16 protein-coding genes are annotated in these 24,326 nt (G+C 60.3%); 10 read left to right on the forward strand and 6 right to left on the reverse strand.

Features of this window, described 5'->3' with window-relative positions; all coding sequences use genetic code 11:
- Positions 1 to 10 precede the first annotated feature (10 nt).
- Entirely contained in the window at positions 11 to 2,347 is a 2,337-nt protein-coding gene (locus tag FJD34_RS04915) for a putative bifunctional diguanylate cyclase/phosphodiesterase (protein ID WP_090293201.1), read from the forward strand.
- Positions 2,348 to 2,546: 199 nt separating this feature from the next.
- On the opposite strand, the gene FJD34_RS04920 is transcribed toward FJD34_RS04915, so the two are convergent.
- The 3 genes from FJD34_RS04920 to FJD34_RS04930 form a co-directional block, all read right to left on the reverse strand.
- Entirely contained in the window at positions 2,547 to 4,958 is a 2,412-nt protein-coding gene (locus FJD34_RS04920; RefSeq protein WP_032859949.1) for a glucose/quinate/shikimate family membrane-bound PQQ-dependent dehydrogenase, read from the reverse strand.
- Between the two features lie 100 nt (positions 4,959 to 5,058).
- The gene (locus tag FJD34_RS04925) at positions 5,059 to 6,396 is read right to left on the reverse strand and encodes a carbohydrate porin (protein WP_065944166.1); all 1,338 of its coding nucleotides are present in this window, start codon (positions 6,394 to 6,396) and stop codon (positions 5,059 to 5,061) included.
- A 223-nt stretch (positions 6,397 to 6,619) separates the two neighbouring features.
- Entirely contained in the window at positions 6,620 to 8,638 is a 2,019-nt protein-coding gene (locus tag FJD34_RS04930; RefSeq protein WP_032859947.1) for a TonB-dependent receptor, read from the reverse strand.
- 295 nt (positions 8,639 to 8,933) lie between these two features.
- On the opposite strand from FJD34_RS04930, the gene FJD34_RS04935 reads away from it, so the two are divergent.
- Both FJD34_RS04935 and FJD34_RS04940 read left to right on the forward strand, forming a co-directional pair.
- Positions 8,934 to 9,167, forward strand: coding sequence for a VF530 family protein (locus tag FJD34_RS04935; RefSeq protein ID WP_032859946.1), 234 nt, complete (start codon positions 8,934 to 8,936; stop codon positions 9,165 to 9,167).
- Entirely contained in the window at positions 9,164 to 9,787 is a 624-nt protein-coding gene (locus FJD34_RS04940) for a Pr6Pr family membrane protein (protein WP_065944165.1), read from the forward strand. The genes FJD34_RS04935 and FJD34_RS04940 overlap by 4 nt, the downstream gene beginning before the upstream one ends.
- Positions 9,788 to 9,823: 36 nt before the next feature.
- Here the strand turns inward: FJD34_RS04940 and FJD34_RS04945 are convergent, their stop codons facing one another.
- A complete protein-coding gene (locus tag FJD34_RS04945; RefSeq protein WP_090291940.1) occupies positions 9,824 to 10,591 on the reverse strand; it encodes a siderophore-interacting protein in 768 nt (255 codons plus the stop codon).
- Positions 10,588 to 11,160, reverse strand: coding sequence for a PadR family transcriptional regulator (locus FJD34_RS04950; protein ID WP_065944163.1), 573 nt, complete (start codon positions 11,158 to 11,160; stop codon positions 10,588 to 10,590). Before FJD34_RS04950 ends, FJD34_RS04945 begins: the two co-directional genes overlap by 4 nt.
- A gap of 500 nt (positions 11,161 to 11,660) precedes the next feature.
- On the opposite strand from FJD34_RS04950, the gene FJD34_RS04955 reads away from it, so the two are divergent.
- The 7 genes from FJD34_RS04955 (at position 11,661) to FJD34_RS04980 (ending at position 18,789) form a co-directional block, all read left to right on the forward strand.
- Positions 11,661 to 12,161: a CS1 type fimbrial major subunit gene (locus FJD34_RS04955; protein WP_065944162.1), complete on the forward strand. Its 501-nt coding sequence runs from the start codon at positions 11,661 to 11,663 to the stop codon at positions 12,159 to 12,161.
- Positions 12,162 to 12,279: 118 nt separating this feature from the next.
- Complete coding sequence (locus tag FJD34_RS04960) at positions 12,280 to 14,799, forward strand: CS1-pili formation C-terminal domain-containing protein (RefSeq protein ID WP_065944161.1); 2,520 nt, start codon at positions 12,280 to 12,282, stop codon at positions 14,797 to 14,799.
- A gap of 494 nt (positions 14,800 to 15,293) precedes the next feature.
- The gene (locus tag FJD34_RS28660) at positions 15,294 to 16,046 is read left to right on the forward strand and encodes a hypothetical protein (RefSeq protein ID WP_308425945.1); all 753 of its coding nucleotides are present in this window, start codon (positions 15,294 to 15,296) and stop codon (positions 16,044 to 16,046) included.
- Between the two features lie 74 nt (positions 16,047 to 16,120).
- Positions 16,121 to 16,882, forward strand: coding sequence for a pilus assembly protein (locus FJD34_RS04970; protein ID WP_032859939.1), 762 nt, complete (start codon positions 16,121 to 16,123; stop codon positions 16,880 to 16,882).
- 5 nt (positions 16,883 to 16,887) lie between these two features.
- The gene (locus FJD34_RS04975; RefSeq protein ID WP_032860151.1) at positions 16,888 to 17,373 is read left to right on the forward strand and encodes a CS1 type fimbrial major subunit; all 486 of its coding nucleotides are present in this window, start codon (positions 16,888 to 16,890) and stop codon (positions 17,371 to 17,373) included.
- Positions 17,374 to 17,404: 31 nt separating this feature from the next.
- A complete protein-coding gene (locus tag FJD34_RS28615) occupies positions 17,405 to 17,533 on the forward strand; it encodes a hypothetical protein (RefSeq protein WP_262975312.1) in 129 nt (42 codons plus the stop codon).
- Positions 17,534 to 17,556: 23 nt separating this feature from the next.
- Complete coding sequence (locus FJD34_RS04980) at positions 17,557 to 18,789, forward strand: hypothetical protein (RefSeq protein ID WP_090291936.1); 1,233 nt, start codon at positions 17,557 to 17,559, stop codon at positions 18,787 to 18,789.
- 195 nt (positions 18,790 to 18,984) lie between these two features.
- Here the strand turns inward: FJD34_RS04980 and FJD34_RS04985 are convergent, their stop codons facing one another.
- Positions 18,985 to 24,060, reverse strand: coding sequence for an NEL-type E3 ubiquitin ligase domain-containing protein (locus FJD34_RS04985; protein ID WP_090291935.1), 5,076 nt, complete (start codon positions 24,058 to 24,060; stop codon positions 18,985 to 18,987).
- Positions 24,061 to 24,326: the final 266 nt, after the last annotated feature.

Raw genomic sequence — 24,326 nt, forward strand, 5'->3', positions numbered from 1 at the left:
GGGCAAGCGGATTGGCTGGCGCCACGCCTTCCAGACGCGCCTGGCTGGGGTGTTGGCGTTACTGCTGCTGGTTGTGGTGGGCGCGGTGTATTTCGCCGTCCAGGGCGCCACCACCCGGGCGGTGGAAAACCAGGCCCAGGTGCAGCTGGAAACCGGCAGCCGGGTATTCGAGCGTTTGCTGGACCTGCGCGGGCGGCGCCTGCAATACGGCCTGGACTGGCTGACGGTGGACGCGCAGTTCCGCCGGGCCGTTGCCGCCGGCCAGCCGTCACAGATTATTGCCGCCTTGCAGCGCCATGGCACAGGGGTCCGCAGCAGCGAGGTGTTTGTGCTGGGACTCGACGGGCAGGTCATCGTCAGTACCCTGGCTGGCGTTCCCCGCCAGCAAGTCTTCCCTTACGCCCATGCCCTGCGCCAGGCCCGGCGCAACTCCCTGCAAATCCTGATCGTCGCCCTGGCTGGCCAGCCGTTCCTGCTGGTCGAGGAAGAGGTCCTCGATCCGTTGCCCGTGGCCCGGGTGGTCATGGGGTTCTCCATGGATGAGACGTTTGCCAGCGAGTTGCGCTCCCTGAGCAACCTGGAAGTGTCATTCATGAGCCTGGACAACGGTGAGCAGGGTACCTTGTTCAGCACCCAGCCGATGGAGGATCGCCCGGCGATCATCCAGGCGCTGCAAGATTCAAGTACTACCGCGCGGGGGCAGATGATCGAGTTTCGCGGCCAGCGTTTTCTCAGCCAGGTGCTGCCCCTGGCCAACAGTGGGGAGGGCGGGCAAGTCATGGCCTTGTTGCAAAGCCCGCTGGACCACGCCCTGCAATCCTTTGCGCCGCTGGACCGGCAATTTCTCGGCATCGCTCTGGCCGCATTGCTGGTGTCGTTGGTGGGCGCGCTGTTGATGGCGCGCCGGGTGTCGCGCCCACTCAATGCCCTGGTGCAGGCGGCCGAACGGATTGGCGCCGGCGATTACCGCACACCGGTGGCGGTGCGTGGCAAGGATGAGTTCGGCCTGCTGGCCCGCGCCTTCAACGCAATGCAGAGCGGTATCGCCGTGCGCGAACGGCAACTGGCCCATAACGCCTTGCACGATGCCCTGACCGGGCTGCCCAACCGCGCCCTGGCCATGGAGCGCCTGGGCAGCGCGATCAGCGCGCGGCGCCCGGTGGTGTTGCTGTACCTGGGGATTGAAAACTACCGCGTGATCAACGAAGGCTTTGGCCCGCAAGGCGTTGAAGAAATGCTCCGCGAAGCCAGCCGCTGCCTGCTGTCGAGCCTGGCCGCTGGCGACACGGCGGCCCGTATCACGGGCAGCGAGTTCCTGGTGCTGCTGGAAAATACCCGGATCGACAGCGCGGTGGCCCGTGCCGACCGCTTGTACGCGCTGCTGACCGAACCGCAGCGGGTCGGCGGTGATGAGCTGCGGCACGAAGTAAGCATGGGTATTGCGACCTACCCTGAAGATGGCCGGCAGGTCGAAGAACTGATCAGCCGCGCGGCCATTGCACGCCACGATGCCGCCGCGCAGCCCGGCTATCTGCAGATCTATCAACAGGACCGAGACCTCGCCCATCAACGCCAGATCAGCCTGATCCGCGACCTGCGCCGCGCCGCCATCGAGGGTGAGTTATACCTGTGTTATCAACCCAAGCTCGACCTGCGCCATGGCTACGTGCGCCAGGCCGAAGCGCTATTGCGCTGGCAACACCCGACCCTGGGGCTGGTATCGCCCGCCGAATTCATTCCCCTGGCCGAACGCTCCGGCAGCATGTCGAGCCTGACCCACTGGGTGATCGAAGAGGCCATCCGCCAATTGGCAGAGTGGAGCGTGCGTGGGCTGGAGGTGCAGCTGTCGGTGAATATTTCGGTGGATGACCTGGGCGACGAAGGGCTGGCGCCACGGGTGACCGAGTTGCTGGAGATACACGGGGTGCTGGCCGGGCAATTGATCTTTGAAATCACCGAAAGCGCAATCATGCACAACCCGGAACAGGCCTTGCGCATCCTTGAGCAACTGCGCGGGTGTGGCATCAGCCTGTCGGTGGACGACTTCGGCACCGGCTACTCATCCCTGGCCCAGTTGCAGCGCCTGCCGGTGCAGGAACTGAAGATCGACCAGTCGTTTGTGCGCAACCTCGACAGCACCAGCGGCGATGCGGTGATCGTGCGCTCGACCATCGAGATGAGCCACAACCTGGGGCTCAAGGTGGTGGCCGAAGGGGTGGAGTTCGAGCCGAGCCTGAGGCTGCTCAAACAGTGGAATTGCGACACGGCCCAGGGTTACCTGATCAGCCGGCCGTTGAATGCCATGGCGTTTGAAATGTGGATGCGTCGAGATCGCAGCACGGTCTGACTGATTCAACACAACCTCATGTGGGGACTGGCTTGTGTGGGAGCTGGCTTGCCTGCGATGGTCGTTAACGATGACGTTGGGTAACTGACACCCTGCGGCGCTCTTACAGACGCCATCGCGGGCAAGCCCGCTCCTACATTTGGACTGTATTTCAAATAAAAAACCCCGGAATTCCGGGGTTTTTTATTGCAGCTGCCGCTTAATCCGCCAGCTTGAACGCCATCACATAGTCACCCTGCTTGGTCCCCAGGGAACCATGACCGCCCGCCACGACCAGCACGTATTGCTTGCCGTCCTTGCCGGTGTAGGTCATCGGGGTGGTCTGTGCGCCTGCAGGCAGGCGACCTTCCCACAGTTGCTTGCCGTTTTTCACGTCATAGGCACGCAGGTACTGGTCGAGGGTACCGCTGAGGAAGGACACGCCACCGGCGGTGGTGAAGGTCCCGCCCAGGCTTGGCACGCCCATGCTCAGGGGGATGGGAACCGGCGAGCTGTCACGCACGGTGCCGTTCTTGTGCATCCAGATGGTCTGGTTATTGGTCAAGTCCACGGCAGCCACATAACCCCAGGCCGGAGCCTGGCACGGCAGGCCCATGGGCGACAGCATCGCTTCGAGGACCACGCCGTACGGCGTGCCTTTGTTCGGCTGCACGCCTTCGGTTTCGCTGACGCGTGGGCCCATGGCGGCGATTTTTTCCGCCGGGATCATGGTCGATTTGAACGCCATGTAGCTCGGGTTGACGAACGCGATCTGGCGCACCGGGTCAACCGAGATGCCGCCCCAGTCGAACACGCCGAAGTTGCCTGGGTAGACGATCGAGCCTTGCAGCGATGGCGGGGTGAACGGGCCGTCGTAGCGCAGGGACTTGAAGTCGATCCGGCACAGCAGTTGGTCGAACGGGGTCACACCCCACATGTCACGTTCCTTGAGGGGCGGTGGCATGAAGTTGAGGTCGGACTTGGGCTGGGTTGGCGAGGTGTGATCACCGGCCACCGCGCCTTGCGGCACAGGGATTTCGTTGATCGGCACGACAGGCTCGCCGGTCGCACGGTCCAGCACGTAGATGCTGCCTTGCTTGGTCGAAGTCATCACCGCTTGCTTCACGCCGGCTGCGGTCTTGATGTCGATCAGGCTTGGCTGGCCGCCCACGTCCATGTCCCACAGGTCATGGTGGGTGAACTGGTAGTGCCAGCGCACTTTACCGGTGTCGATATCCAGCGCTGTCAGGCCGGCAGCGTGCAGCTCCGACGCAGGCGTGCGGTAGCCACCGAACTGGTCCGGGGTCTGGTTGCCCATCGGCAGGTAGAGCATGCCGAGTTTTTCATCGACGGCGAACATGGACCACATGTTCGGCGAGTTGCGGGTGTAGGTCTTGCCCTCGGCAATCGGCGTGGTGTCGTCCGGGTTGCCGCTGTCCCAGTTCCACACCAGTTTGCCGGTGTGTACGTCGAACGCGCGGATCACGCCGCTTGGTTCGTCGGTGGAGACGTTATCGGTGACGTGACCACCAATCACCACCAGGTTCTGGGTGACGGCGGGCGGCGAGGTGGAGTAGTAGCCACCTGGGGCGAAGGCGCCGATATTGGCACCCAAGTCGATCTGGCCTTTGTCGCCGAAGTCTTCGCACATCTTGCCGGTGTCGGCGTTCAGGGCGATCAGGCGGGTGTCGGCGGTCGGCAGGAAGATCCGGCGCGGACAGGCGTTGGCAGCCGGCGCAGCGGCGTCAGTGGCCGGGCTTTGCGCGGTGGCGGCGTAGGCGGCGTCATCGTGATAGGTCACGCCACGGCAGGTCATGTGCGCCCAACCCTTGAAGTTCGCGGCTTTTTGCGTCGAGAGCTTAGGGTCGAAACGCCAGATTTCCTTGCCGGTGTCCGGATCAAGGGCAATCACCTGGCTGTGCGGCGTACACACGTAGAGCATGCCGTTGACTTTCAGCGGGGTGTTTTCCGCGGTGGTTTCACCGGGGTCGCCCGGGCCAGGCAGGTCGCCGGTGCGATAGGTCCAGGCCGGCACCAGTTTGTGCGCATTCTCAGGGGTGATCTGCGCCAGGGGCGAGTAACGATCACCGAAGGCCGAGCGGCCATAGGAGTTCCAGTCGCCATCGGCCTGGGCCGGGGCGGCATTGGTCATGCCCGGTACCGCATCGCGGTCCAGTTGGCCCTTGATTTCACCGGGGTTGGTGAACTGGCTGGCCACGGCGGTGGCGCCGGCCAAGACCACGGCCACGCTCAGTGCGCCAGTGCCCAGCGGGGCAGGTTGGCCACGCAGCAAGGGGCGGCGGAACCACGGCAGCAGCATGACGATGCCCAGGCCGAACAACAGGGCCAGGCGCGGCACCAACTGCCACCAGTCCAGGCCGACTTCCCACAGGGCCCACACGGTACTGGCGAACAGCACCACCGCGTACAAGCCCAGCGCCGCGCGGCGCGTGGCCAGCAGCAGGAGGCCGGTCAGGGTGATGCCGATACCGGCCAGCAGGTAGTACAGCGACCCGCCGAGCATGCTCAGCTTGATGCCCCCGGCCAACAAGGCCAGGCCCATGATCAGCAGCAAGATCCCCAGCAGCCTGGGCAGCAGGCGGCTTGGACTTGAAGCACCATCAGTGCTCATAGTGTGATTCTCCGTGACGTTTAAGGTAGTCCCGCGCATGTTCACTGTAGATGACGTTTGCGCGCAGGCTTGGTTCAGGGCTAATTGCGTTTATTCAGATTTAGAAGGACGCTTGCAGCTTGATCCCGCCGACCAGCGCGTCATCCACCTGGGCGACGGCCCCCGGATGACGGATGTACTGCAGGTTCGGGCGCACCGTCAGCCAGTGGCTGACGTGCACGCCGTAATAGAGTTCGGCGCTGTACTCGGTGTCTTGCACCGGCAGGTAGGCGGCGTCGTCAAAGTCGTAGACCGCGCGGGCCTGGTTGCTGGCCTGGGCGTTCTTGCGGTACGCCGGGTTGACGTGGACGCGGGCCACGGCAAAGCCGATATCGTCCTTGGCACGAGCATCGAACGGGCCTTTGTAGACCACGCCGGCCTGGACATAGTTATCCACAGCGTTGGTTTTCTTATCGTGCATCGTCGCGTTGGCGAACACGCTCAAGCCCCGGGTGTTGTCGCTGGCCAGGCTGCTGACTTGCTGCTGCACGCCCAGCCAGATGCCGTGCTTGCTGGAGGCGCTGCGATAGGCCTCGCCACTGAGGGCAGCAGGCTGGTCGTTACGGTCCTTGTACACATCGCTGGCCTTGGCGCTGCTGTAGTAATACCCGGCACGGTATTCGCCCGGCAGGCCGTGGACCTTTGGCGTCCATACCAGCTCCACCGGCAACAGGGCGCCCTGGGTACCGCTGCCGCTGAGCTTGAAGCCATTGCCGCGGTCGAGGTTGGACGGGTTTTGCTCATAGGCGCCGATTTGCGCGTACAACTCGGGCGTCAGGTGGTATTTGACCCGCAGCGCCCATTGGCTCACCGGCCAGTTGTACCAGATGCCACCGACCCAGTTGCCCACCTGTGAGCCGCAGAACGCCAGGTTCTGGAAGTCGCAGGGGAAGCTGTTGAAGTCTTCACCTTCGCCAAAACGCCCAGCCTTGATATCGAGCTTCTGGTCGAAGAACTTCTGCTGGTACCACATCTGCGTCAGGCGCCAGGTCTGGCCACGGCCCCAGACCTCCTGGGACGAGGTAAAGCCGCCGACCCGTGGATCGTTGATGCGATCGTTCGTGATGTTGTTGCCACTGCGCTCGGTGATCGTCAGTTGGAACTCGGCATCCTGCCAGCCGAAAATCTTCTGCAGGTCCAGGTGGCTGCCGAAGGCCCATTGATCGCTGTAGCGCGCAGTGCGGTCGTGGTTCGAGCCGCCGTGCAGGTTACTGCCCATCTCGCCGGTGTAGTCGATCTTGAAGTCGTAGCCCAGTTGAGACAGCGCTGTCCGGGAGCCGCCGAAATCACCCAGCATCCACGGGGACTCACGGTCAAAGGCCGGCGCGGCCTGGGCGCAGGTGATCAGGCACAAAGGCAGCAGCGCAGCGCACAGGCGCAGTGTTGGGAAAGCAGGCATAGGCAAGGGCAGGTCTTAATAGTTTTTGGTTTTGGGTACGCAAACGGCGGCCGGGGGTGGGCGTTCGTCAGGTTTGGCTGAAAGGTGAAACGTTTCAGGTTGTTGCAGACAAGGATAAAGCGCTGGCTCGGGGAGAGAAAGCGCTAATCGCAAGATGGATTCTTTCGGATTTGGTAACAGTGCGACAGAACACCGCTCCCACAGGGTTGAACCGCAGTGTCTGTTAGAAGGTCGTGCGCAGGCCCACTTGCACACTACGCCCCGGAGCCGGCGCAATATCGCGCAGGATCGAGCTGGCATAACGCACGGTCTGGTTGGTCAGGTTCTCGCCATTGACGAACGCCAGCCATTGGCTGCCTCCCAGGTTGAAGCGATAACCGGCGCTGGCGCCCAAGGTGGTGTAGCCGTCGGTTCCGCTTTCGTTGCGCGGTACACGGCCCTGGCCGGTAGCGTGCTCGACATCAATGCGCGCCTGCCAGCGGTCCAGTTCCCACAACAAACCGCTGTTCAAGCGCAGTGGGGCGATGCGCGGCAAGGCTTCGCCGGTATCCAGGTTGGTGGCGCGGGTGTAGTCGCCCGACAGCTCCAGGGCGAATTTGCCGTAGGCGCCTTCGCCGAGTTTCCAGTGGTCCTGGGCTTCGAAGCCGACGAAACGTGCGCGCACGCCCGAGTAGGTGTACTCCGGGATACCATCGGCGTCTTCTTCGCCCTCATCATTCAAGGTGCGGCCGCTGTTCAGCAGGCCGATGTAATTGGAGAAGTGGCTGTAGAACACGCCGAAGCTGCCCTTATGGGTGCCATTGTCAAAGCGCAGGGCCAGGTCGCTGGCTACCGCTTTTTCCTTCGACAGCTTGGCATCGCCCACTTCATAGGTACCGGTGGCGACGTGGGCGCCGTTGGCATACAGCTCGTAGAAGGTCGGCGCGCGCTCGGTGTAGCCCAGGGTCGCGGCCAGCGACCAGATGGGCGTCAGCGTATACACCGCGCCCGACGACAGGCTGCCGGCGGTGAAGCTGCTGGAGCTGTTGGCCTTGGCGAAACGCTCGTTGCCCTTGCCGTCCGGGTCGACGGTGGTGTGTTCCAGGCGTGCGCCCAGGCTGAGTTTCAGGCGCTCGGTGGCCTGCATTTCTTCGAGGATAAACAGCGCGCCAGCATGGGTATCGGTCTGTGGGACGAAGGCTTCTTCGCCCAATGCCGAGAATTCACTGCGGCTGACCTGCGCGCCGACAATGCCGTCGAACGGCCCCAAAGGTTGGTGCCGTGCTTCGACACGGGCTTCATAGCCTTTGTTCTTGAAGGTGGTACCGGTTTCGCCGCCTTCGATTTCGCGGTGTTCGTAATCGGTGTAGCCGGCATCGAGTTTCACCGAGGTAAACGGGCCTTGCAGGTTACGAATCTCGGACGCGAAGGCGTAGTGCTCCTGCTGCATGCGGATGCGCACGTCCTGTTCGGCGGGCGAGCCGTAGTTGCTGTCGGAGTTGCTGTAGGACAGCCCGGCGTAACCATCGTCCCACGTGTAGGAGCTGCCCACCGCGCCGCTGTCCTGGCGCCCGTTGCTGTTGCCCAGGCGGCCATTTTTACCGGGGCCATTTTCGCTTTCCGGGGCATGGCGGCTGCGGGCAAAGCCTGGGATTTTCAGGTCATTGAACTCGCGGGCGCTGGCATCCAGGTGCAGGGCGAAGGTGCCGTTGCCGGCCTCCAGCTTGCCGGCGCTGCTGCGGGTGGTGTCGGCGCCGCCGTAGCGCAGTTCACCGGCACCGTGGATGCCTTCGATGGCTTCGGTGGGGATGCGGTTGTCGAAGGTGTTGACCACGCCACCGATGGCGCTGCCGCCATACAGCAAGGCGGCCGGGCCACGCACGATCTCGATGCGCTCGACGTTGACCGGGTCCAGCGGCACCGCATGGTCATAGGACAGCGACGAGGCGTCCAGCGCGCCCACGCCATTGCGCAGGATACGAATGCGGTCGCCGTCCTGGCCACGGATGATCGGGCGGCTGGCGCCTGGGCCGAAGTACGACGACGACACGCCAGGCTGTTTGTTCAGGGTCTCGCCGAGGCTGCCTTTTTGTTGCAGGGTCAGGTCGTCGCCTTCCAGCACCGTCGTGGGCGAGGCCAGTTGCTGGCTGCCCAATGGGTTGCCGGTGATGACTTGGGGTTGCAGTTCCAGGGCGTGGGCCTGGGAGCCGATCAACAGGGCAGCGGCCAGCGGGGTCAGGCGCCAGAGAGGGGAGAGGGACATCGGGAGGTTCCTTGGTAAAGCAAGAGAGTTGGATATTTATAGTTACAATATAACATCTCTTTTCTGGCCGGGAGGTGGAACTTTCCATAAATCCTGTAGGAGCGAGCTTGCTCGCGAAAAAACTGAGCGCGCCGCGTTAAACCAGGTTTGGCGCGTTATCGTTGACGATTTTCGCGAGCAAGCTCGTTCCTACAGGGGGGCGGAGGTGGGGCTACAATCACGGCAATGCTTCCACCGGCCAGGCACCTCGGCTAAGGTGCGCGGCTTCTTCTTCAACTCTTGGCAAAGGCTTGGCATGACCGCACCGAACAACAACCCACTGCACGGCGTTACCCTGGAGCAGGTGCTCACCGCGCTGGTGGCGCACTACGAATGGGAAGGCCTTGCCGAGCGCATCGACATCCGCTGCTTCAAGAACGACCCGAGCATCAAGTCGAGCCTGACGTTCTTGCGCAAGACGCCGTGGGCGCGGGAGAAGGTCGAAGGGTTGTACGTCAAGCTGATGCGCACCAAACGCCCACTGGAATGAGGGCCTATGTGGCAGGGGCAGCCCTGGCCGGTTGGGCAGGCCTGGCGATTCAGCAGTACCTGATTGTCTATTCGCGCTGGATGGCCGATGCCAGCCTGTTAGGCGGCCTGGTGAATTTCTTCAGCTTCTTCACGGTGCTGACCAACACCCTGGCGGCAGTGGTGTTGAGTTATGCACTGGTGAGTCGCCCTTCTGCCGGGCGCCGGTTTTTCCTGCGGCCAGCGGTCAGCAGTGGGATTGCGGTGAGCATTGTTGTGGTAGGCCTGGCGTACAGCTTGCTGCTGCGGCATTTGTGGAGCCCCGAGGGCTGGCAGTTTATCGCTGACGAATTGCTTCACGATGTGATGCCGCTGCTGTTCCTGGGCTACTGGTGGTTCTGGGTACCCAAGGGCACCTTGCGCCTCAAGCACATCGGCTACTGGGTGATTTACCCGCTGGTGTACTTCGTTTATGTGCTGCTGCGCGGGCATCTGCTGGGGCAGTACCCATATCCGTTTATTGATGTGGGGACGCTGGGTTATCCACAGGTGTTCATGAATGCCGGGGGGATATTGTTGGGGTTTGTGTGTGTGGCGTTGGCGCTAGTAGGGCTGGACAAGATCCTGAAGCGGGCAGCGTAAAACTGTGGGAGCAAGCAAGCCCGCTCCCACAGGGTCTTATTCTTCGCTGCTGCCTTCGGCACGCCAGTAACCCACGGCCTTGACGAACTCATCGTTGAGTGTGTGCTCATCGAGCAGCACCCGCCGGACCTGGCGTGACAACTTGGTTTCTGTCGCGACCCAGGCATACAACGAACCTTGTGGAACCTGCAGTTCACGCACGGCGCCAAGCAAATCATCCCGGCCCCGCACTACCCAGATCACCTCTACATCCGCCGCACTGTCGAGTGCCTGTTGTTCATGCTCATCGGCAATCTCGATCACCGCCAGCACCTTGCACCCAGCCGGCAGTTCTTCCAGGCGCCGGGCAATGGCCGGGAGGGCGGTTTCGTCGCCGACCAGCAGGTAGCTGTCGAAGATATCCGGCACGATCATCGAACCGCGCGGGCCGGCAATGTGCAGGTGCTGGCCGGGCTTGGCCTGTTCGGCCCAGGTCGAGGCCGGGCCATCGCCGTGCAGGACGAAGTCGATATCCAACTCACCGCTGCCCAAGTCAATACGGCGCGGGGTGTAGTCACGCATCGCCGGTTGCGGTCCCTCGCCCTTGACGCTGAAGGTTGGGCTTTCCAGGGCCGCCTGCTCGGCAGCATTCTGCGCGAACAGCAGCTTGATATGGTCATCGCTGCCCAGGCTGGCAAACCCGGCCAACTGCTCGCCACCCAGGGTGATGCGGCGCATGCGCGGGGTGATGTCGACCACGCGCAGCACCTCCAGGCGCCGGCGTTTGATCTCGTGGGTCACACGGTGAATGACAGGCGTACTCATACGTTTTTCCCCTGTACAGGTTGGACGGCCGGGCCATCCACAATGGCTTGGGCGGTACTGTTGAGCAGCGCCGCGACACGGGTGATTTCTTCCGGGCTCCAGCGCCCGTGGTGCAATTGCAGGGCATGGCGCAGGTTATGCACCGCCTCGTGGATTTCGGGTGGCCGGTCATGGCCGCGTAGCGAGCGTTTGCTCACATCAATGCGCATGCGCACACCGTCCAGGGCAATGGCTTGCTCTCTTAAGAACAGACGTCCGGCGTCGGTGATTGTGTAGCGTTTTTTGCCACCTTCGGCATCGCCGGTGATCAATTCGCTCTCTTCAAGAAAGGTCAGGGTGGGGTAGATCACCCCGGGGCTGGGGCTGTAGGCACCGTCGAACAGGCCTTCGATCTGGCGGATCAGGTCGTAGCCGTGGCAAGGCTGTTCGGCAATCAGCGCGGGTAGCAGCAGCTTCAGGTCGCCAGGGGCGAAGACCCGTGGGCCTCGGCCGCCACGTTCGCGACCGGGGCGTTTTTCGAAGCCGTCGCGGCCATCACCGTGTTCTCGGTGGGAATGAGGGTCTCTCATCGTCATGCTCTCTTTGTGTGATTTAGACATAACGTAAGATATATCTTAATGCCTGGGTAGGCTTGCCCGACCAACGGTCATCAGCAGCAGAGCCATGGATGGATTCACAAATAACGTAATGCAAATTTACGTATTTCGGTTTATGGCCGTTAACTTGAGTAGGCGCTCTAATTTTGCTTCTGGTGCTCGATGGTTTAATTGGGGTTGTGGTATCGTTCTTACGGAATATTCAACTAATAAGTTGTATTGATAATCGTGTAGTCCAAATCTTACAGCTAGTGTTGAAGTTTTGGCAAAGTGCCATGTTTTTCCTGCGGTATATTTATTTATCGGCTACGAAGTTGTGGGAAGTGGATTGCATACTTGCATTCTAAGTTGGTGGATTATTGCTCGGGTGTTGTGCTGCTCCTTCGCGGGCGGTAACGGCTCTCATTGTCAGTTGAGGTTAAGTCAACTTTCAGTGGTTCAATCCAATGCCCAAAATGAAACAGGTATCGACCATGTTCAAGAAGTTTGCGATTGCTGCTCCCCTGGCTCTTATGGCACTGAGTTCCTCGGTAGTGTTTGCCGCCGGTGAGGCCAGCCATACCGTCAATCTCAAGGCAAATATCCCAACTACTGTGTTTCACGCCCAACCCCGTGACCCGAACTTCGGTCGGGACGAAACCATGAACTACAACTTGGTCAGCGGTGAGCTGACTCCTCTTACTGCTATCTACGACCTGAAAAACACCAACGGCTCGGTTCACGCCTACATCGAAGGTGGCCCGGCGGTGTTGTTCAACGGTACCCCAGCGCAGAACATCCCACTGACCACCACCCTGCATGGCGTCACCCTGACCGGTACGCCAACCGAAGTGGTGAACGACGCTGATTCCACCCCAGGTGTCGGGGCGGAATTGCGCATCACGGCTGCCAAGCCTTCGGCCACCCAGCGTGGGGCGTACACCTCTGCTGTGGCGCTGGTGTTCGACGCGGTGCTGCCAACACCAGCACCTTGATGGTGTGAGTGCCCGTAAGGCCTTTGTGCCTGCGGGCATTTGCGTTCAGGCCGGCTGATTTTCCCCAGTGGCTGGCCTGGTTTTCATCTTGTCTCTTGGCCCTCAGAGTATTTCTTTCATGTTCCCGATGATGCCCATCGCGATTGCGCTTGCGCTTTTGGTGTGTACGAGTGCCTTGGCCGCGCCGACGCTCGGCGCTGTGACGTCGACCAACCTGCTGACCCAGGCCCAGGGTTTGCCTGCCGGGTTCAGTGATCATTTTTTCGACGTGCCACTGGCGGTACGGGTTGAGCTGGATCAGCAACTGTTGGGGGAGGCGCTGATTGTCTTGTCGCAGGATGAGCGTGTGACCCTGCTGGAATTTACCGATCCAGGCGAGAGCAAGGTTCCTGCCGCGACGCGCGATACCTGGCAGTCGGCGCTGGAAAAGGGCATAGCCCTTGGTTCGTGTACCCAGTCCTGCCCGCAGCAACTGGTATCCATGCACTACAACCTTGAAAACTCCCAGCTGTCGATCATCACCCAAAACGTCGAACACGCCAGTGACGCCCCGCGCTACTACCCACAGCCCGATGGCGGCAGCCGTGGCTTGATCATCAACAACCAGCTCAACCTCAACGGCGGTCAGGACGAAGACCTGGGCGGACGTTACGGTTTGCAGGCCAGCGCCAGCCTGGGCAACTGGACCCAAGTGTTCAACCTGCAACTGGCTCGCCAGAGTGGCGACGAAGAACAACTGCGCCACGCGATCCACGAGCTGTATACCCAGCGTGAACTGGAAGGCCAGTTTCTGCGCCTGGGCCATTTCACCCCCAATTCCGATGGCCTGACGCGTCAGTTACGCAGCTTTGGTACCAGCCCCGATACGGCCCTGGGCGTCATGTATGGCAGCTCTGACAGCCTGGCCATCAACAATGCCAAGGCCAGTGTTTACCCGATCTACGTCACTGCCAATCGCCAGGCCGCCGTGGAGATTTACCGCAATGGCCTGTTGATCAATACCCAGGCCGTGTCGGCCGGTTTGCAGACGTTGGACACGCGCCCCTTGCCTGGCGGTATCTACGAAGTAGAAGTGCGCCTGGTGGAAGACGGCCTGACCGTCAGCACCACCCAGGAACTGGTCTACAAACCCAGTAACTGGCGCAACGTCGATGACCGCTGGCGCTATAACGTATTCGCCGGGCGTGAAACCAAGTTGTTCAGCAACTGGGACGAACAGTCCACAGGTGCAATGACCGCCGGCGCTTCCGTCAACTACCTGGTGCACCCACGGGTGATTCTCGGCCTGTCGGCACGCGAAGTGCGCGAGCAACTGCAATATGGCGGCTCGGTCGACTGGACCGTTGCCAACAACACCAGCCTTTACACCAACCTCTATCAGACCAAGGAACACGGCACCGGCATGGACCTGCAGGGGCTCTATACCTTCGGCGCCACCAACCTGGTATTGAGCCATAACCGCAGCTGGCTCGACACCCGCGACACCTACGAAACCCTGCCCGACGGTACACGCCTGCGGCGCAATACCTTCGTGGGCCAAACCAGCAACTCGGCGGTCTCCGTCAACCATCGGGTCGATGCGAAAAATTCGTGGAACCTGCGACTCTCCCACAGCGAAGGCAACGCCGAAGGTGCCGGGCTGGACCTGGGCTGGAGCCGCCGCGACACTGTGATGGGCAGCGATGCCAATTGGCGTTTCTCGGTGTTCGATCGTCCCGGTAACGCCGGTACCGATGATCAGCGCAACCGTGGCGTCGATATCAGCTTGAGCCTGGCCCTGGGGAGTGATGGCCGGCAGATTTCCGGCAGCATCGGCACCCGTACTGCCCGTGATGGCGGTCGCGACAACAACGCTTCGGTCACCTACCGCCAGGACCTCACCGACCACCTGTTGCAAAGCGTCTCGGTTACGGCGATCACCGACACCTATGGCGCCGGTTTGTCGAGCATGGCCAGTTTCGACACCGACGTTGTCAGCGGTGATGGTTTTGTCCAGCGCAGTTCGTTCAACGGCAACTTCACCGGTGGTTTGAACCTGCACAGCACCTTTGTTGCCGGCGCCGACAAGATGCTGCTGACCAGCCAGTACCAGAGCAATGGCGCGGGCATGATCATCGATGTCGAAACCGATCTGGACAGCCTTGCCCTGCGGGCCGATGACTTCAACGGCGGCGGTGCGCTGCTGCGACCGGGGCGCAACTTTGTGCCGGTGTCGGCCTACAAGAGCAGCACCGTCAACTTCGACTTTGAAGGCAACCACCCACCGGCCGCGAACATCCAGCCGGCGCGCACCACCTATCACCTGAACAAGGGCGGGGTGGACTACCGGAAAATCACCGTGATGAAAACCGTCAGCGTGCTCGGGCGCCTGCTCGATGCCCAAGGGCAGCCGCTCAAGGGGCACCACGTGATCAACCACGCCAGCCGTGGGGTGAGCGAAGTGGATGGGTTCTTCTCCATGGAAATGAGCGCCAGTTCACCGACCCTGGAAGTGCGATACCAGAACCAGTTGCTCTGCCAGTTCCGCCTGGATCCGGCCACGACCGCCAATGAAAACGACGTGCTGATGATCGGTGACCTGCGCTGCACACCGGACACCCTGGCTGAAAACACTTCCAGCACTCAGAGCGCCGGTTAAGTGCAATGACGAGACTCTTCACGATGAAACGCGTCAAGACATTGATCATACAGATGGGGGCGGCGCTGTTGTTCAGTTCGTCGGCGCAGGCTGCGGTTCAGGAGATCCGGGCGACGTTTGTCCCGGATCCGTCTAACCCGATGGTCAACCGCTTTGAGAATAAAACGCCCCAAGCGGGTGTCTGCGCCTCCTTCATGCCTGCACGTTGCAAGGCGTTGGGTATTTTCAGCCTGAGGCTTCCAGAGCTTTCGTTCGTTACCGAGCAGGCGATTGAAGCTAATCATGAAAACCCGCGGCAGGGTTTCATGCTCACCCTGCCTTCAGATTGGCGGGATGTGGAGGTGCGCAACAGCCTAGGTGAGACGGAAGTCGTCCAGATACGCATTGCCGGTATCGGTGGTAGTTGGAACCTTTCTCGTCCACCCGGGGTGAGTGCCTGGGCCCGGCCTGGGGCTACCTGGCAATCAATGTGGCAATCGGCTCCCGCCCCCTGCATGAGTACCAATTTCATGTTGGCGGGTGCCTCTTTTGCCCAGTTTTTCTGGCTGGTACCCGAGGGTGCCGGGGCTTGCGCAAGAACGCCGTCGGTGACGATTCCTTACTTCCGTTGGAGTGGCATTGACTATGTGTATGAACTGCGTACCCCCAACCCGCTGAATATGCGCGCCGGTGAGTACCGTGGCTCGCTGTCTTATTCCATTGGGCGGGGGATGGACTTTGATATGGGGGATGTGCTGATCCCCAGCATCAACACGGTAGCCCTCAACTTTGTCCTGAGCGTGGAACACGCGCTCAAGGTCGATATTCCGCCCGGCGGCAATCGTATCGAGTTACTCCCCGAAGGCGGCTGGCAAGCCTGGCTTGATCGGGGGCGTACGCCGACCCGGCTGTACCGCGACCAGACCTTTCGTATCGCCGCCAGTTCACGGTTCAAGATGCAGTTGGAGTGCTCGATTGTCATGGGCAACACCTGTGGCTTGCGCAACGGCACGGGCGATGAAGTGCCGGTGCAGGTGGCCGTGACCCTGCCCGGCGGCATCGACGGCCAGGACGACCAGGCGGTGCGCAAACGCCCCCTGCGGCTGGATGGCACGGGCACTGAGTTGTTCCAGCCGCTGTTTTACGTGAATGACCGCCCCGGCACCCTGCACTTTGAAGTGCTCAGTGATGACATGCGCGAGATGCTCAGCCGGCCAGGCAGTACCTATTCGGGCGTGGTGACCGTGGGCTGGGACTCCGAGGTCTAGGCCGGCCCTACAACACCGGCGGCCGGGTACTTTTGCCCAGGCGCGCCGCGTTCAATCAATGAGGTGAAGTAAACATGAAGCATGCAGTGTTATGGATCGGGTTGTGCCTGATGTCGCTGACGGCCCACGCCGGGCCGTTGATCAATGTCGGGGTGGTGTACGACTACCTGGAAGGTGATCGCAGTTCTTACCTCAAGCGCGTGTTCAATGGCGGCACCAGCACCGCGTTCATCAAGGTCAATGTGCTGGAGATCCTCTACAACGCAGACGGCACCACCCGGGAAGTGCCTGTCGCCTCGATGACCGATGGCAAGGGCAACACCACCAGCCGCGACGGGCTGATGGCCAGTCCCGCACGGATGATCGTGCCGGCGAACGGACGTCAGGGCACCCGACTGTTGTACATGGGCGCGCGGGACACAGAGCGTTATTTCCGCCTGCGCTTCATCCCGGTGGTGCCGGAGAAAGACGACAACTTTGGTATCAGCGACGAAGAGCGGGCCGAATACAAAGACCATCTGGCTGCCGGGATCAACGTGATGGCCGGCTACGGCACGGTGTTTTTCGTGCGCCCCAAGCACACCCGTTTCGATACCCAAATCAATGAAACGAGCAGCGAGTACCAACTGCGTAACGCCGGCAACAGTGTGGTGGTGCTCGACGAGTTTTACGACTGTTCGGCGACCAGTGCGGCTGACTGCGTGCCCACCACCAAGCACCACATCCTTCCGGGGCGTCAGTTGACGTTCGAGAAGAAGCCGGACCGGCGTTACAGCTTCGTGCTGGTCGAAGGGCAGGTCAAAAAGCCGATGAAGGTCGGGAACAATAACGGGTGATCATGATGTTCAAGCAACTGACAAGACTCGGTGTGCTGGCGGCCTTGATGCTGTCGGGCACCCAGGCTGGAGCGATCCAGGAGCGCCATTCCTTTGATGTGTCGGTGACCATTCCGGTCCATGAGGCCTATGTGCTGCCGTCCGAGCCAGACTGGATGGGCCAGGACCAGCTGTTGGCCTGGAACCTGGTGACGTCCCAGCTCAGCCATTTGCGCAAGAACTTCGATGTGAAGAACCTCCATGGCGGTGTCGCTGCCCGGTTGGGGGATACGCCGTACCTGTCCAACAACGGGCAGGGGCGCATCGATTTGCAGGTGCTGTTCAACCGTATCCCCTTGACCCTGGACGCGACGGAGGTGGTCAACGCCGAGGTGGCGCGCGTCGGCACCCGGGCCGAGCTGGACATCTCGGCGATCGAGCCCCCGGGTGGTTATAACGGCGGCGAGTATTACGGCACGGTGCACCTCGTGTTTGATTTTTTGGCACCGTGAGCAGGGCCCTCTTGCGTGTCAGGCCCAGGGATTGGGCAAAGGCCTGCTGTTCGCTCAAACCTCGGCGGCCAACGAAAACGACGTGCTGATGATCGGTGACCTGCGCTACACGCCGGACACCTTGGCTGAAAACACTTGCGGCACTCAGACCGCAGGTTAAGTGCAATGACGAGACCTTTCACAATGAAACGCATCAATACATTGATCATACAGATGGGGGCGATGGGCGCGGCGCTGTTGTTCAGTTCGTCGGCACAGGCCACTCAGGAGATCACGGCGCGGTTCCGGCCGGATGCCAGTAACCCGATGTTGAACAGATTCGAGAACACCACGCCGATCAGTACGATCTGTGCGGCGCACATCCCGGCCAGGTGCAAGGCATTGAATATTTTCAGCCTCCGGGACACTAACTTCAGATTGGCTGCCAATGCGCGGATCATGGCCAATCACGAGGATGAGCGACAGGGCTTCATGGTCAAGGTGCCGTCCGATTGGCGCGACCTGCAGGTGACCCATACCGTCACTGGCGAAACCGAGACGGTGCAACTGCGGATCGCCGGGATTGGCTCGTTATGGACTGTGCCCAGGCCACCGGGCGTGTCTGCCTGGGCGCAGCCCGGTTTTTCTTGGCAGGGACGATGGACGAATGCTCCAGCCCCATGCCAAAGCACCGGGCATCTGGCGGCAGGTGTCAACTTCGCTTCGTTTTTTTGGCTGACCCCTGAAAATGCTGGGCCTTGCAGTCGTCAACCATCGCAAGACCTGGCCTCCATGACCTTTAATACCATGGAGTACGCCTACGAACTCAGGACCCCCAATCCATTGGGAATGTCCAGCGGCCAGTACGTTGGCGGCATCACCTACAGCATAGGGCCAGGTGCTGATTATGATTTTGGCGACGTCATAGTCCCCTCGAAAAACGCCATTACCTTCAACTTTACCCTGAGCGTGGAGCACGCGCTCAAGGTCGATATTACGCCCGGCGGCAATCGTATCGAGTTACTCCCCGAAGGCGGCTGGCAAGCCTGGCTTGATCGGGGGCGTACGCCGACCCGGCTGTACCGCGACCAGACCTTTCGTATCGCCGCCAGTTCACGGTTCAAGATGCAGTTGGAATGCTCGATTGTCATGGGCAACACCTGTGGCTTGCGCAACGGCAACGGTGATGAGGTGCCGGTGCAGGTTGCCGTGACGCTGCCAGGTGGCATCGACGGGCAAGGCGACCAGGCGGTGCGCAAACGCCCCCTGCGGCTGGATGGCACGGGCACCGAGCTGTTCCAGCCGCTGTTTTACGTGAATGACCGCCCCGGCATCCTGCACTTTGAAGTGCTCAGTGATGACATGCGCGAGATGCTCAGCCGGCCAGGCAGTACCTATTCGGGCGTGGTGACCGCGGTCTGGGACTCTGAGGTCTAAACATGAAGCCTGCAGTTTTTGCTTTTTTGTAGGAGCGAGCTTGCTCGCGAAAAACGTCAACGATTAGGCGTGCTTCCTGAATGTACACGCTGTCCTTGAGTGTTTCGCGAGCAAGCTCGCTCCTACAGGAGGTCTCGTCCGCTTAACTGATCGGCATTGGCTCTTTTGAGTGTTACATATGCCTCCGGGCGGGTGTTACAGGCCTGCGTTTTTCAGTGCCTGGCGTGTCAATTGCCGGCCCAGCTCATTGTAATCATGCTGAATATCGTCGTAGAGCTTACGCACGGTAGCGTCCGATAACGGCTGTTCGGTGAGCACCACGATGTGCGGGATAACCAGCTCATTGGCCAGTGTGATGAGTTGTTCGCGCAGTTCAGCTTTACGCTCAGGTGTCACTTGCGGGCTAGCCCATTCCTTTTGAGCGTCCAGCAAGTCCTCCAGTTGACTGCCGGCGTTGTTGCGTTTCTCACGTTGGGTGTTGAACTCTTCCAGGTGCGCGTCTTGCAGGTAGTCGCTCCAGAACGGTTGTTCAAGCAGGCCGTTCACCAGGCCATCGCCTTGCTCTTGCTCGGTGATACTGGCCGCCGCTTGGTCGAGATGCGCTTGCGTCACATTGGCTGTGTTGCGGTAGACCATGTGCTCGGATAGCCACGGCAGGTCGAGGCGCGTCTTGAGTCCGGTCTGGTAGGCGAGGTACACCTGCACGTCGTCGACGGTGTTTTCACCGAGGCCGAATGTCTGCCCCAGCCCACCCTCACTCTCTGGGGCTACACGATGCTGGATTTCTTGGTGGGCGAGTTGGTTGACCCGTTCCAGGCGCCAGGATTGCCTGGCTAGCGTTACCAGTTTCTTTTCGCGGGTCGATAGGCCTTGCGGGGAGTCATCTTTGCGGATGTTTTCCAGCAGGGTTTCGACGCCCATGCGGTTGAAAATATGAGCGCCGGCGTCTGCACAGTTGGCGGGGGCACCGGCCAGACTGAACATCCGGTCGCGAAATTGTGGGTTTTCATCTACAGCAAACAGTAGTTGCCAGACGCGAACAGAGAGGTTACCCCGGCCTCGTTGAAACAACAGCTCATCGATATCCGTCTGGAACGCCTCAGGCGGTTGCAACAGTTTGAGGACATCGAAGAAACCCTGGGAGCCGTGCTCCTTTTCGACATCATCCCAAACCGTTGCAAAGAAGAGGTTATCGGCTTCTGTCGGGCCAAGCAGCCAGTATTCTCTGTCGGCGCTGCCCCCTCGTGGTGCGGTGCGGTAAGGGTCGATACCGAAGGCACGGCGATAGCTGACAAACAGGTCTTCATCCAGGCGCCCAAGCTTTGTGCGATCCACCCAACTGTTGGCCACTATTTGAGCGCCTATAGAGCCCTGGGCGAACGCGGGAACGGTCTTGACCTGGGTGTTGCTCAGGTCCAGCGTCGGGATGGAGCGTCTTGGGCTGTCCAGTCCGACCGGCCATTGGGTAATGTTGGTTCTGCGCAGTACCAGTAGCCGCAGATCCAGCATCTGGTTGATGTTCGGCGGGACTTCCAGGAGGCGGTTACCTTCCAGGTTCAATGAGCGCAGATATGAGCATTGTTCAAGGGTCTGATAGTCGGAGGGTAACCATACGATTGAGTTTTCGCTCAGGTTCAGAGCGGTCAGGCTTTTCATGTTCTGCAGTCGTGACGGTACCTCCCCCAGGCCATTGTCTGACAGGTCCAGGGCGCGCAGGTTGGGGAAATTGTCGAGAAAGCCCGTATCCCCATCACTTAACCGCGTACCGCCCAGGTTCAGTCGTGTGACATGGCTGAAGTTTGCCCTCAGCGGCGCCAGGCGACGTATGTAGCGACCCAGGACCAGCTCGCTCAAGTCCAGCAACGTACCGCGTGGTCTGGGCTCAGGGGGGAGCATGCGCTGGTAGGCGCCTTCTGCCCAGCAGGTTTTCAGTTCATCGATGATCAGGTCTCGCATGAGTTTTTCATTCAGCGTTATCGTGGCGCTTGCCCTGATGAGTGCTGGTTTTTCTCTGCGAAATATGTCCATGTCTTCGTCCAGCGTCGCTCGGTCGGTTATCAGCGTTTTCAGCAACTGTTCCCCCTCCGGCGTGCTCAGGTAGGGCATCACTTTCTGTATCTGTTCCTCGCTCAAACGGGGGCACAGTTGGGTCAGTGTTTCTTTGAGCGTGGGTGGCTGCCTCGGTGGATTTCTCCGAAGTAAGCGGCGGAAGGCCCCGAGCATGGGTTTTTGCAGTAAGCGTTGTGTCGTGCGGTCATCGGCCTGGCGGCGAGTGGGTTCCTCCAGCACCTTGCGGCGTTCGGCCAAGGGTTCAAGTTGCTCGATGAGCCATGCCTTGAATATGCCTCCCTGGCCCGGCAGGTAGTCGAGTGTGTTCGCGGGGGTAGCACGCAACAGCGCCTCGTAGAAGCTGTATTGCGCCTGGGAGGCAGAGGGTTCGGCATCGTAGATCTGGTAGCGCCCGGGGCTCTTGTACACGAGTATTTTTTTCGTGCCGGCGTCTGCAGGTCCCACCTGGCAACGCAAGGCGCCGTTGGGGGATTGCTCATGAATGGCAATGTTCAAGTCACCCAGGGCATCGGTGTGCAAACGCACGATATTGAGCGCCATGCGCTCGGTATCCGCTGTCAGCAAATCGTCGTTGTAGAACCCTTCAGCCGCGTGGCTGGCGCGGACTTCGTTGGCCAGTTCCCGGGCCAGGTTTTTCAGGCGCAGAGGGATTCGTTGTTCGCTGCTCATTATTGTCAGTTCTTGCGGCGAAATGCGTAGCAGCAGTGTCGCCACCAGGTCTTTGGGCAATTGCGGGAACTGCTGTTGAATCAGCCGGCCATGAGGCGTGTCGATAACCTCTCGGGTGCTGTAAAGGTGGCTGAATACGGCAGTTTTTTCCTGCATCAGGGCATCGGCCAGCAGATCGCGCAGGGCCTTGATTCGTCCGGCCGGGGTTTCAGGTACGGGGGTGGACAGCAGGGTAGCGAGCTCTGTTTCACTCAAAAAGGCGACGAGTTGCTCGGGCAATTTGCCCGCTTCCACGTCCCGGTGACTGATCTTGAGGGTGTTGGCCTCCGTGGCGTCCTGGGCCCCGTAAGGCATGGCGTTACCCACCAAGTCGTCACTTATAAACACCTTGATGGCTTTGTTCGACGGCCAACCCGCACGTTCACTGGTGGTTTGCGCCGACCAGTTGGTTGGCAGCTCAGTCGTGGCCCCGGTGCGGATTTTTTCTGGCATGCGTTCGAGTTCCCCGCGTAGCTTCATGCGCTTGAGACTATCGGCCAGCAGGGGCGGTGGGGTATCGCGGTTGGCGTACATCATGCGCAAGGCGCCGTCATGGGTGCCGCTGGTTTCACAGGCTTGTTCGAGTTGAGCGGGGGAGAGACCCTTGACCACGGGCCCGAGGCGGCGGCGTAAGGTTTCGCTGTCCCAGGTGTTCGGGTTCTCCCCCTCATGGGCCCAGGCGCCACTGCCGTTATGGTCGAGCGTGGGTGAATAGGCCTCGGGACGGGTGGGGTGTTTGATCCGGTAAGTATTAGAGATTTCTTCGTGTTCGACGACGTAGTGCTGGTCATCCAAGGGCAGGATTTTTTGCTCCTGGTGTGAATGCAGGCCCAGCTCATCGGGACGCGAGTCGCTCGGTAACTGCAGGTCTTTCTTGGCATAAGGTGCAAGGTCAGGGTTCCACAAGCGTTGTTGATCCCCCACCTTGACTGCCCGCAGGCCATCGACGAAGGAGGAGCGTTTGAAGACGCTCACAACTTCTCCACCCTCGGCGAAGATTGCCAGTTGGATCAAATCGGTCGCCACGCCGATGAAGTGCTCAGCGCCTTCTATGACCTGCCCCTCCGCCAGGTCGACAATCCCTTCGAGCACGTCGTTGGCCAGTTGGAGGGCGGTGTAGACCAGCATCAACTCGCCCAGGCCCGGCACGAACGGGGTGATGACCATCAGGGCCGCGTTAAAAATATCCGAGAGGATTTTTGTAAAGTTATCCCACCAGGCCCAACGTTGTGCGCTGTCGGTATCGGCCGTGGAGATGGCGATGCTTCGTCCATCGTTAAGGATCTTGTTGAAGGATTGCTGGTAGAGGTATTCCCACAGGTCACCCTCGATTCTGCGTGAGGAGGACCGCAGCTTGGGATCGTCCTGTGGGACTTTCTGGCCCCCCTGGAGCGTGCACAGCCGTTGATCCAGCCCGGCAAAGAAATGCCCGCGTTGGGCATGATCGACAAACTGACTGAAGAACTGCTGGTAAGTCTGTTGCTGACGAGAAGGGATGGGCGCGTTGGCTTGCAGTTTGCGGGTCAGGTCGCGCATGAACGCAGGGATCGAGTTGTACTCCTTGACGGGGTTCTCTGGGTCATGGGGTATGTAGGCGATCACTTTCGACTCGCTGGTGGCCTGATCCGGGTCTGCTGCAATCAGCAGAATACCGCTCAGCGCCGTCTCCAGAATGCTCAGTTGGTAGAACTGCATGACGCCTCGTTCACCGCGTAACGCGCGCATCAACACATGGTAGGTGGCCATCCCCAGGTCCGGCACCTGTTGCGCATCGGTTTTCAGGCAGGCCAGTTGCACTGCGGCCATGAGCGTGGCTTTCTGGCTGGCGGTGACCTGCTTCTTCAATTTCGCGCGGGCAGTGAGGTTCGTCGGCAGCAGATGGGTGTTCAAGTGTTGTTGGTACCGGGCGCCGAGGTCCAGTTCACGACACAGCGCTTTGAACTGGTCGATGGACATCGCGTCGGTTAACGGTTTGATGGTGAAGTGACCGCGATAGTCAGGCTGGCTGATGTAACAGGAGTTGTCTTCAAACGTTTCGCTATCGGCAAAGTTATGCAACGCGGCGTCCAGCAGGGACACTTTTCGCGAAGTCACCCCCTGGGCGATATTGAAGGCGTACCTGGGCAGCATTTTGGGGATGTACAGGTTCAGGAAGGTTGTCTTGACGTCCAGGTCGAGTTGGTACTTGTCCTGAATGGCCTTTTTCAACAGCGGTTCGGCAAAGGCATACGCATCCTGCACGTTGCTCAGTTGCTGGTCTACGGCGTTTTGCGCACGCCAGCCCTCGACATTGGCAGTCTTGAGGGCTTGATGCTGGTCGGGCGTGGCGCTGGTATGCCAGGCCGGTCGAGAAAGGACCGCATTGTTTAACTGACTGACTCTCGCCAGGGAAGTTGTGGATAGCCAGTCCGGGATTTTTTGTTTGATCAGATCATAATGCGGGCCTTTATAGGGCGTTGCAGGCGTACTGGATGGGATTGAATGTTTTGGCATTAAGTTAAACTCGTAGAGGGTTTTAATTATTAGCGTATCCTTTGTGGTGGAGAATAAAAGTTCAAAATGCTGAGCAATTTTTAAGTGTTAAGTGTGTTGGGGTTTCGTTATTCAGATGTGAAATATATATAACTAATGCCTGAGGTCTGCGTTAACTAACGAGTCCCTGTCGGAGCCTCCTGATAAATGTGTAACTCCCAATAATGCCGTAGGAGCGAGCGGGCTCGCGAAAAACTCAAGAACGCCGCGTTTATCCAGCCAATACG

The organism is Pseudomonas brenneri, assembly GCF_007858285.1.
Taxonomy (GTDB): Bacteria; Pseudomonadota; Gammaproteobacteria; order Pseudomonadales; family Pseudomonadaceae; genus Aquipseudomonas; species Aquipseudomonas brenneri.

What these genes read in the sequence shown, in the direction of transcription:
- FJD34_RS04970 (WP_032859939.1), top strand. Translation starts at nt 16,121, where the DNA reads ATGAAGCATGCAGTGTTATGGATCGGGTTGTGCCTGATGTCGCTGACG.
- FJD34_RS04980 (WP_090291936.1), top strand. Translation starts at nt 17,557, where the DNA reads ATGAAACGCATCAATACATTGATCATACAGATGGGGGCGATGGGCGCG.
- FJD34_RS04955 (WP_065944162.1), top strand. Translation starts at nt 11,661, where the DNA reads ATGTTCAAGAAGTTTGCGATTGCTGCTCCCCTGGCTCTTATGGCACTG.
- FJD34_RS04960 (WP_065944161.1), top strand. Translation starts at nt 12,280, where the DNA reads ATGTTCCCGATGATGCCCATCGCGATTGCGCTTGCGCTTTTGGTGTGT.
- FJD34_RS04985 (WP_090291935.1), bottom strand. Translation starts at nt 24,060, where the DNA reads ATGCCAAAACATTCAATCCCATCCAGTACGCCTGCAACGCCCTATAAA.
- FJD34_RS04975 (WP_032860151.1), top strand. Translation starts at nt 16,888, where the DNA reads ATGTTCAAGCAACTGACAAGACTCGGTGTGCTGGCGGCCTTGATGCTG.
- FJD34_RS04920 (WP_032859949.1), bottom strand. Translation starts at nt 4,958, where the DNA reads ATGAGCACTGATGGTGCTTCAAGTCCAAGCCGCCTGCTGCCCAGGCTG.
- FJD34_RS04950 (WP_065944163.1), bottom strand. Translation starts at nt 11,160, where the DNA reads ATGAGAGACCCTCATTCCCACCGAGAACACGGTGATGGCCGCGACGGC.
- FJD34_RS04925 (WP_065944166.1), bottom strand. Translation starts at nt 6,396, where the DNA reads ATGCCTGCTTTCCCAACACTGCGCCTGTGCGCTGCGCTGCTGCCTTTG.
- FJD34_RS04945 (WP_090291940.1), bottom strand. Translation starts at nt 10,591, where the DNA reads ATGAGTACGCCTGTCATTCACCGTGTGACCCACGAGATCAAACGCCGG.
- FJD34_RS04935 (WP_032859946.1), top strand. Translation starts at nt 8,934, where the DNA reads ATGACCGCACCGAACAACAACCCACTGCACGGCGTTACCCTGGAGCAG.
- FJD34_RS04930 (WP_032859947.1), bottom strand. Translation starts at nt 8,638, where the DNA reads ATGTCCCTCTCCCCTCTCTGGCGCCTGACCCCGCTGGCCGCTGCCCTG.
- FJD34_RS04940 (WP_065944165.1), top strand. Translation starts at nt 9,164, where the DNA reads ATGAGGGCCTATGTGGCAGGGGCAGCCCTGGCCGGTTGGGCAGGCCTG.
- FJD34_RS28660 (WP_308425945.1), top strand. Translation starts at nt 15,294, where the DNA reads ATGAGTACCAATTTCATGTTGGCGGGTGCCTCTTTTGCCCAGTTTTTC.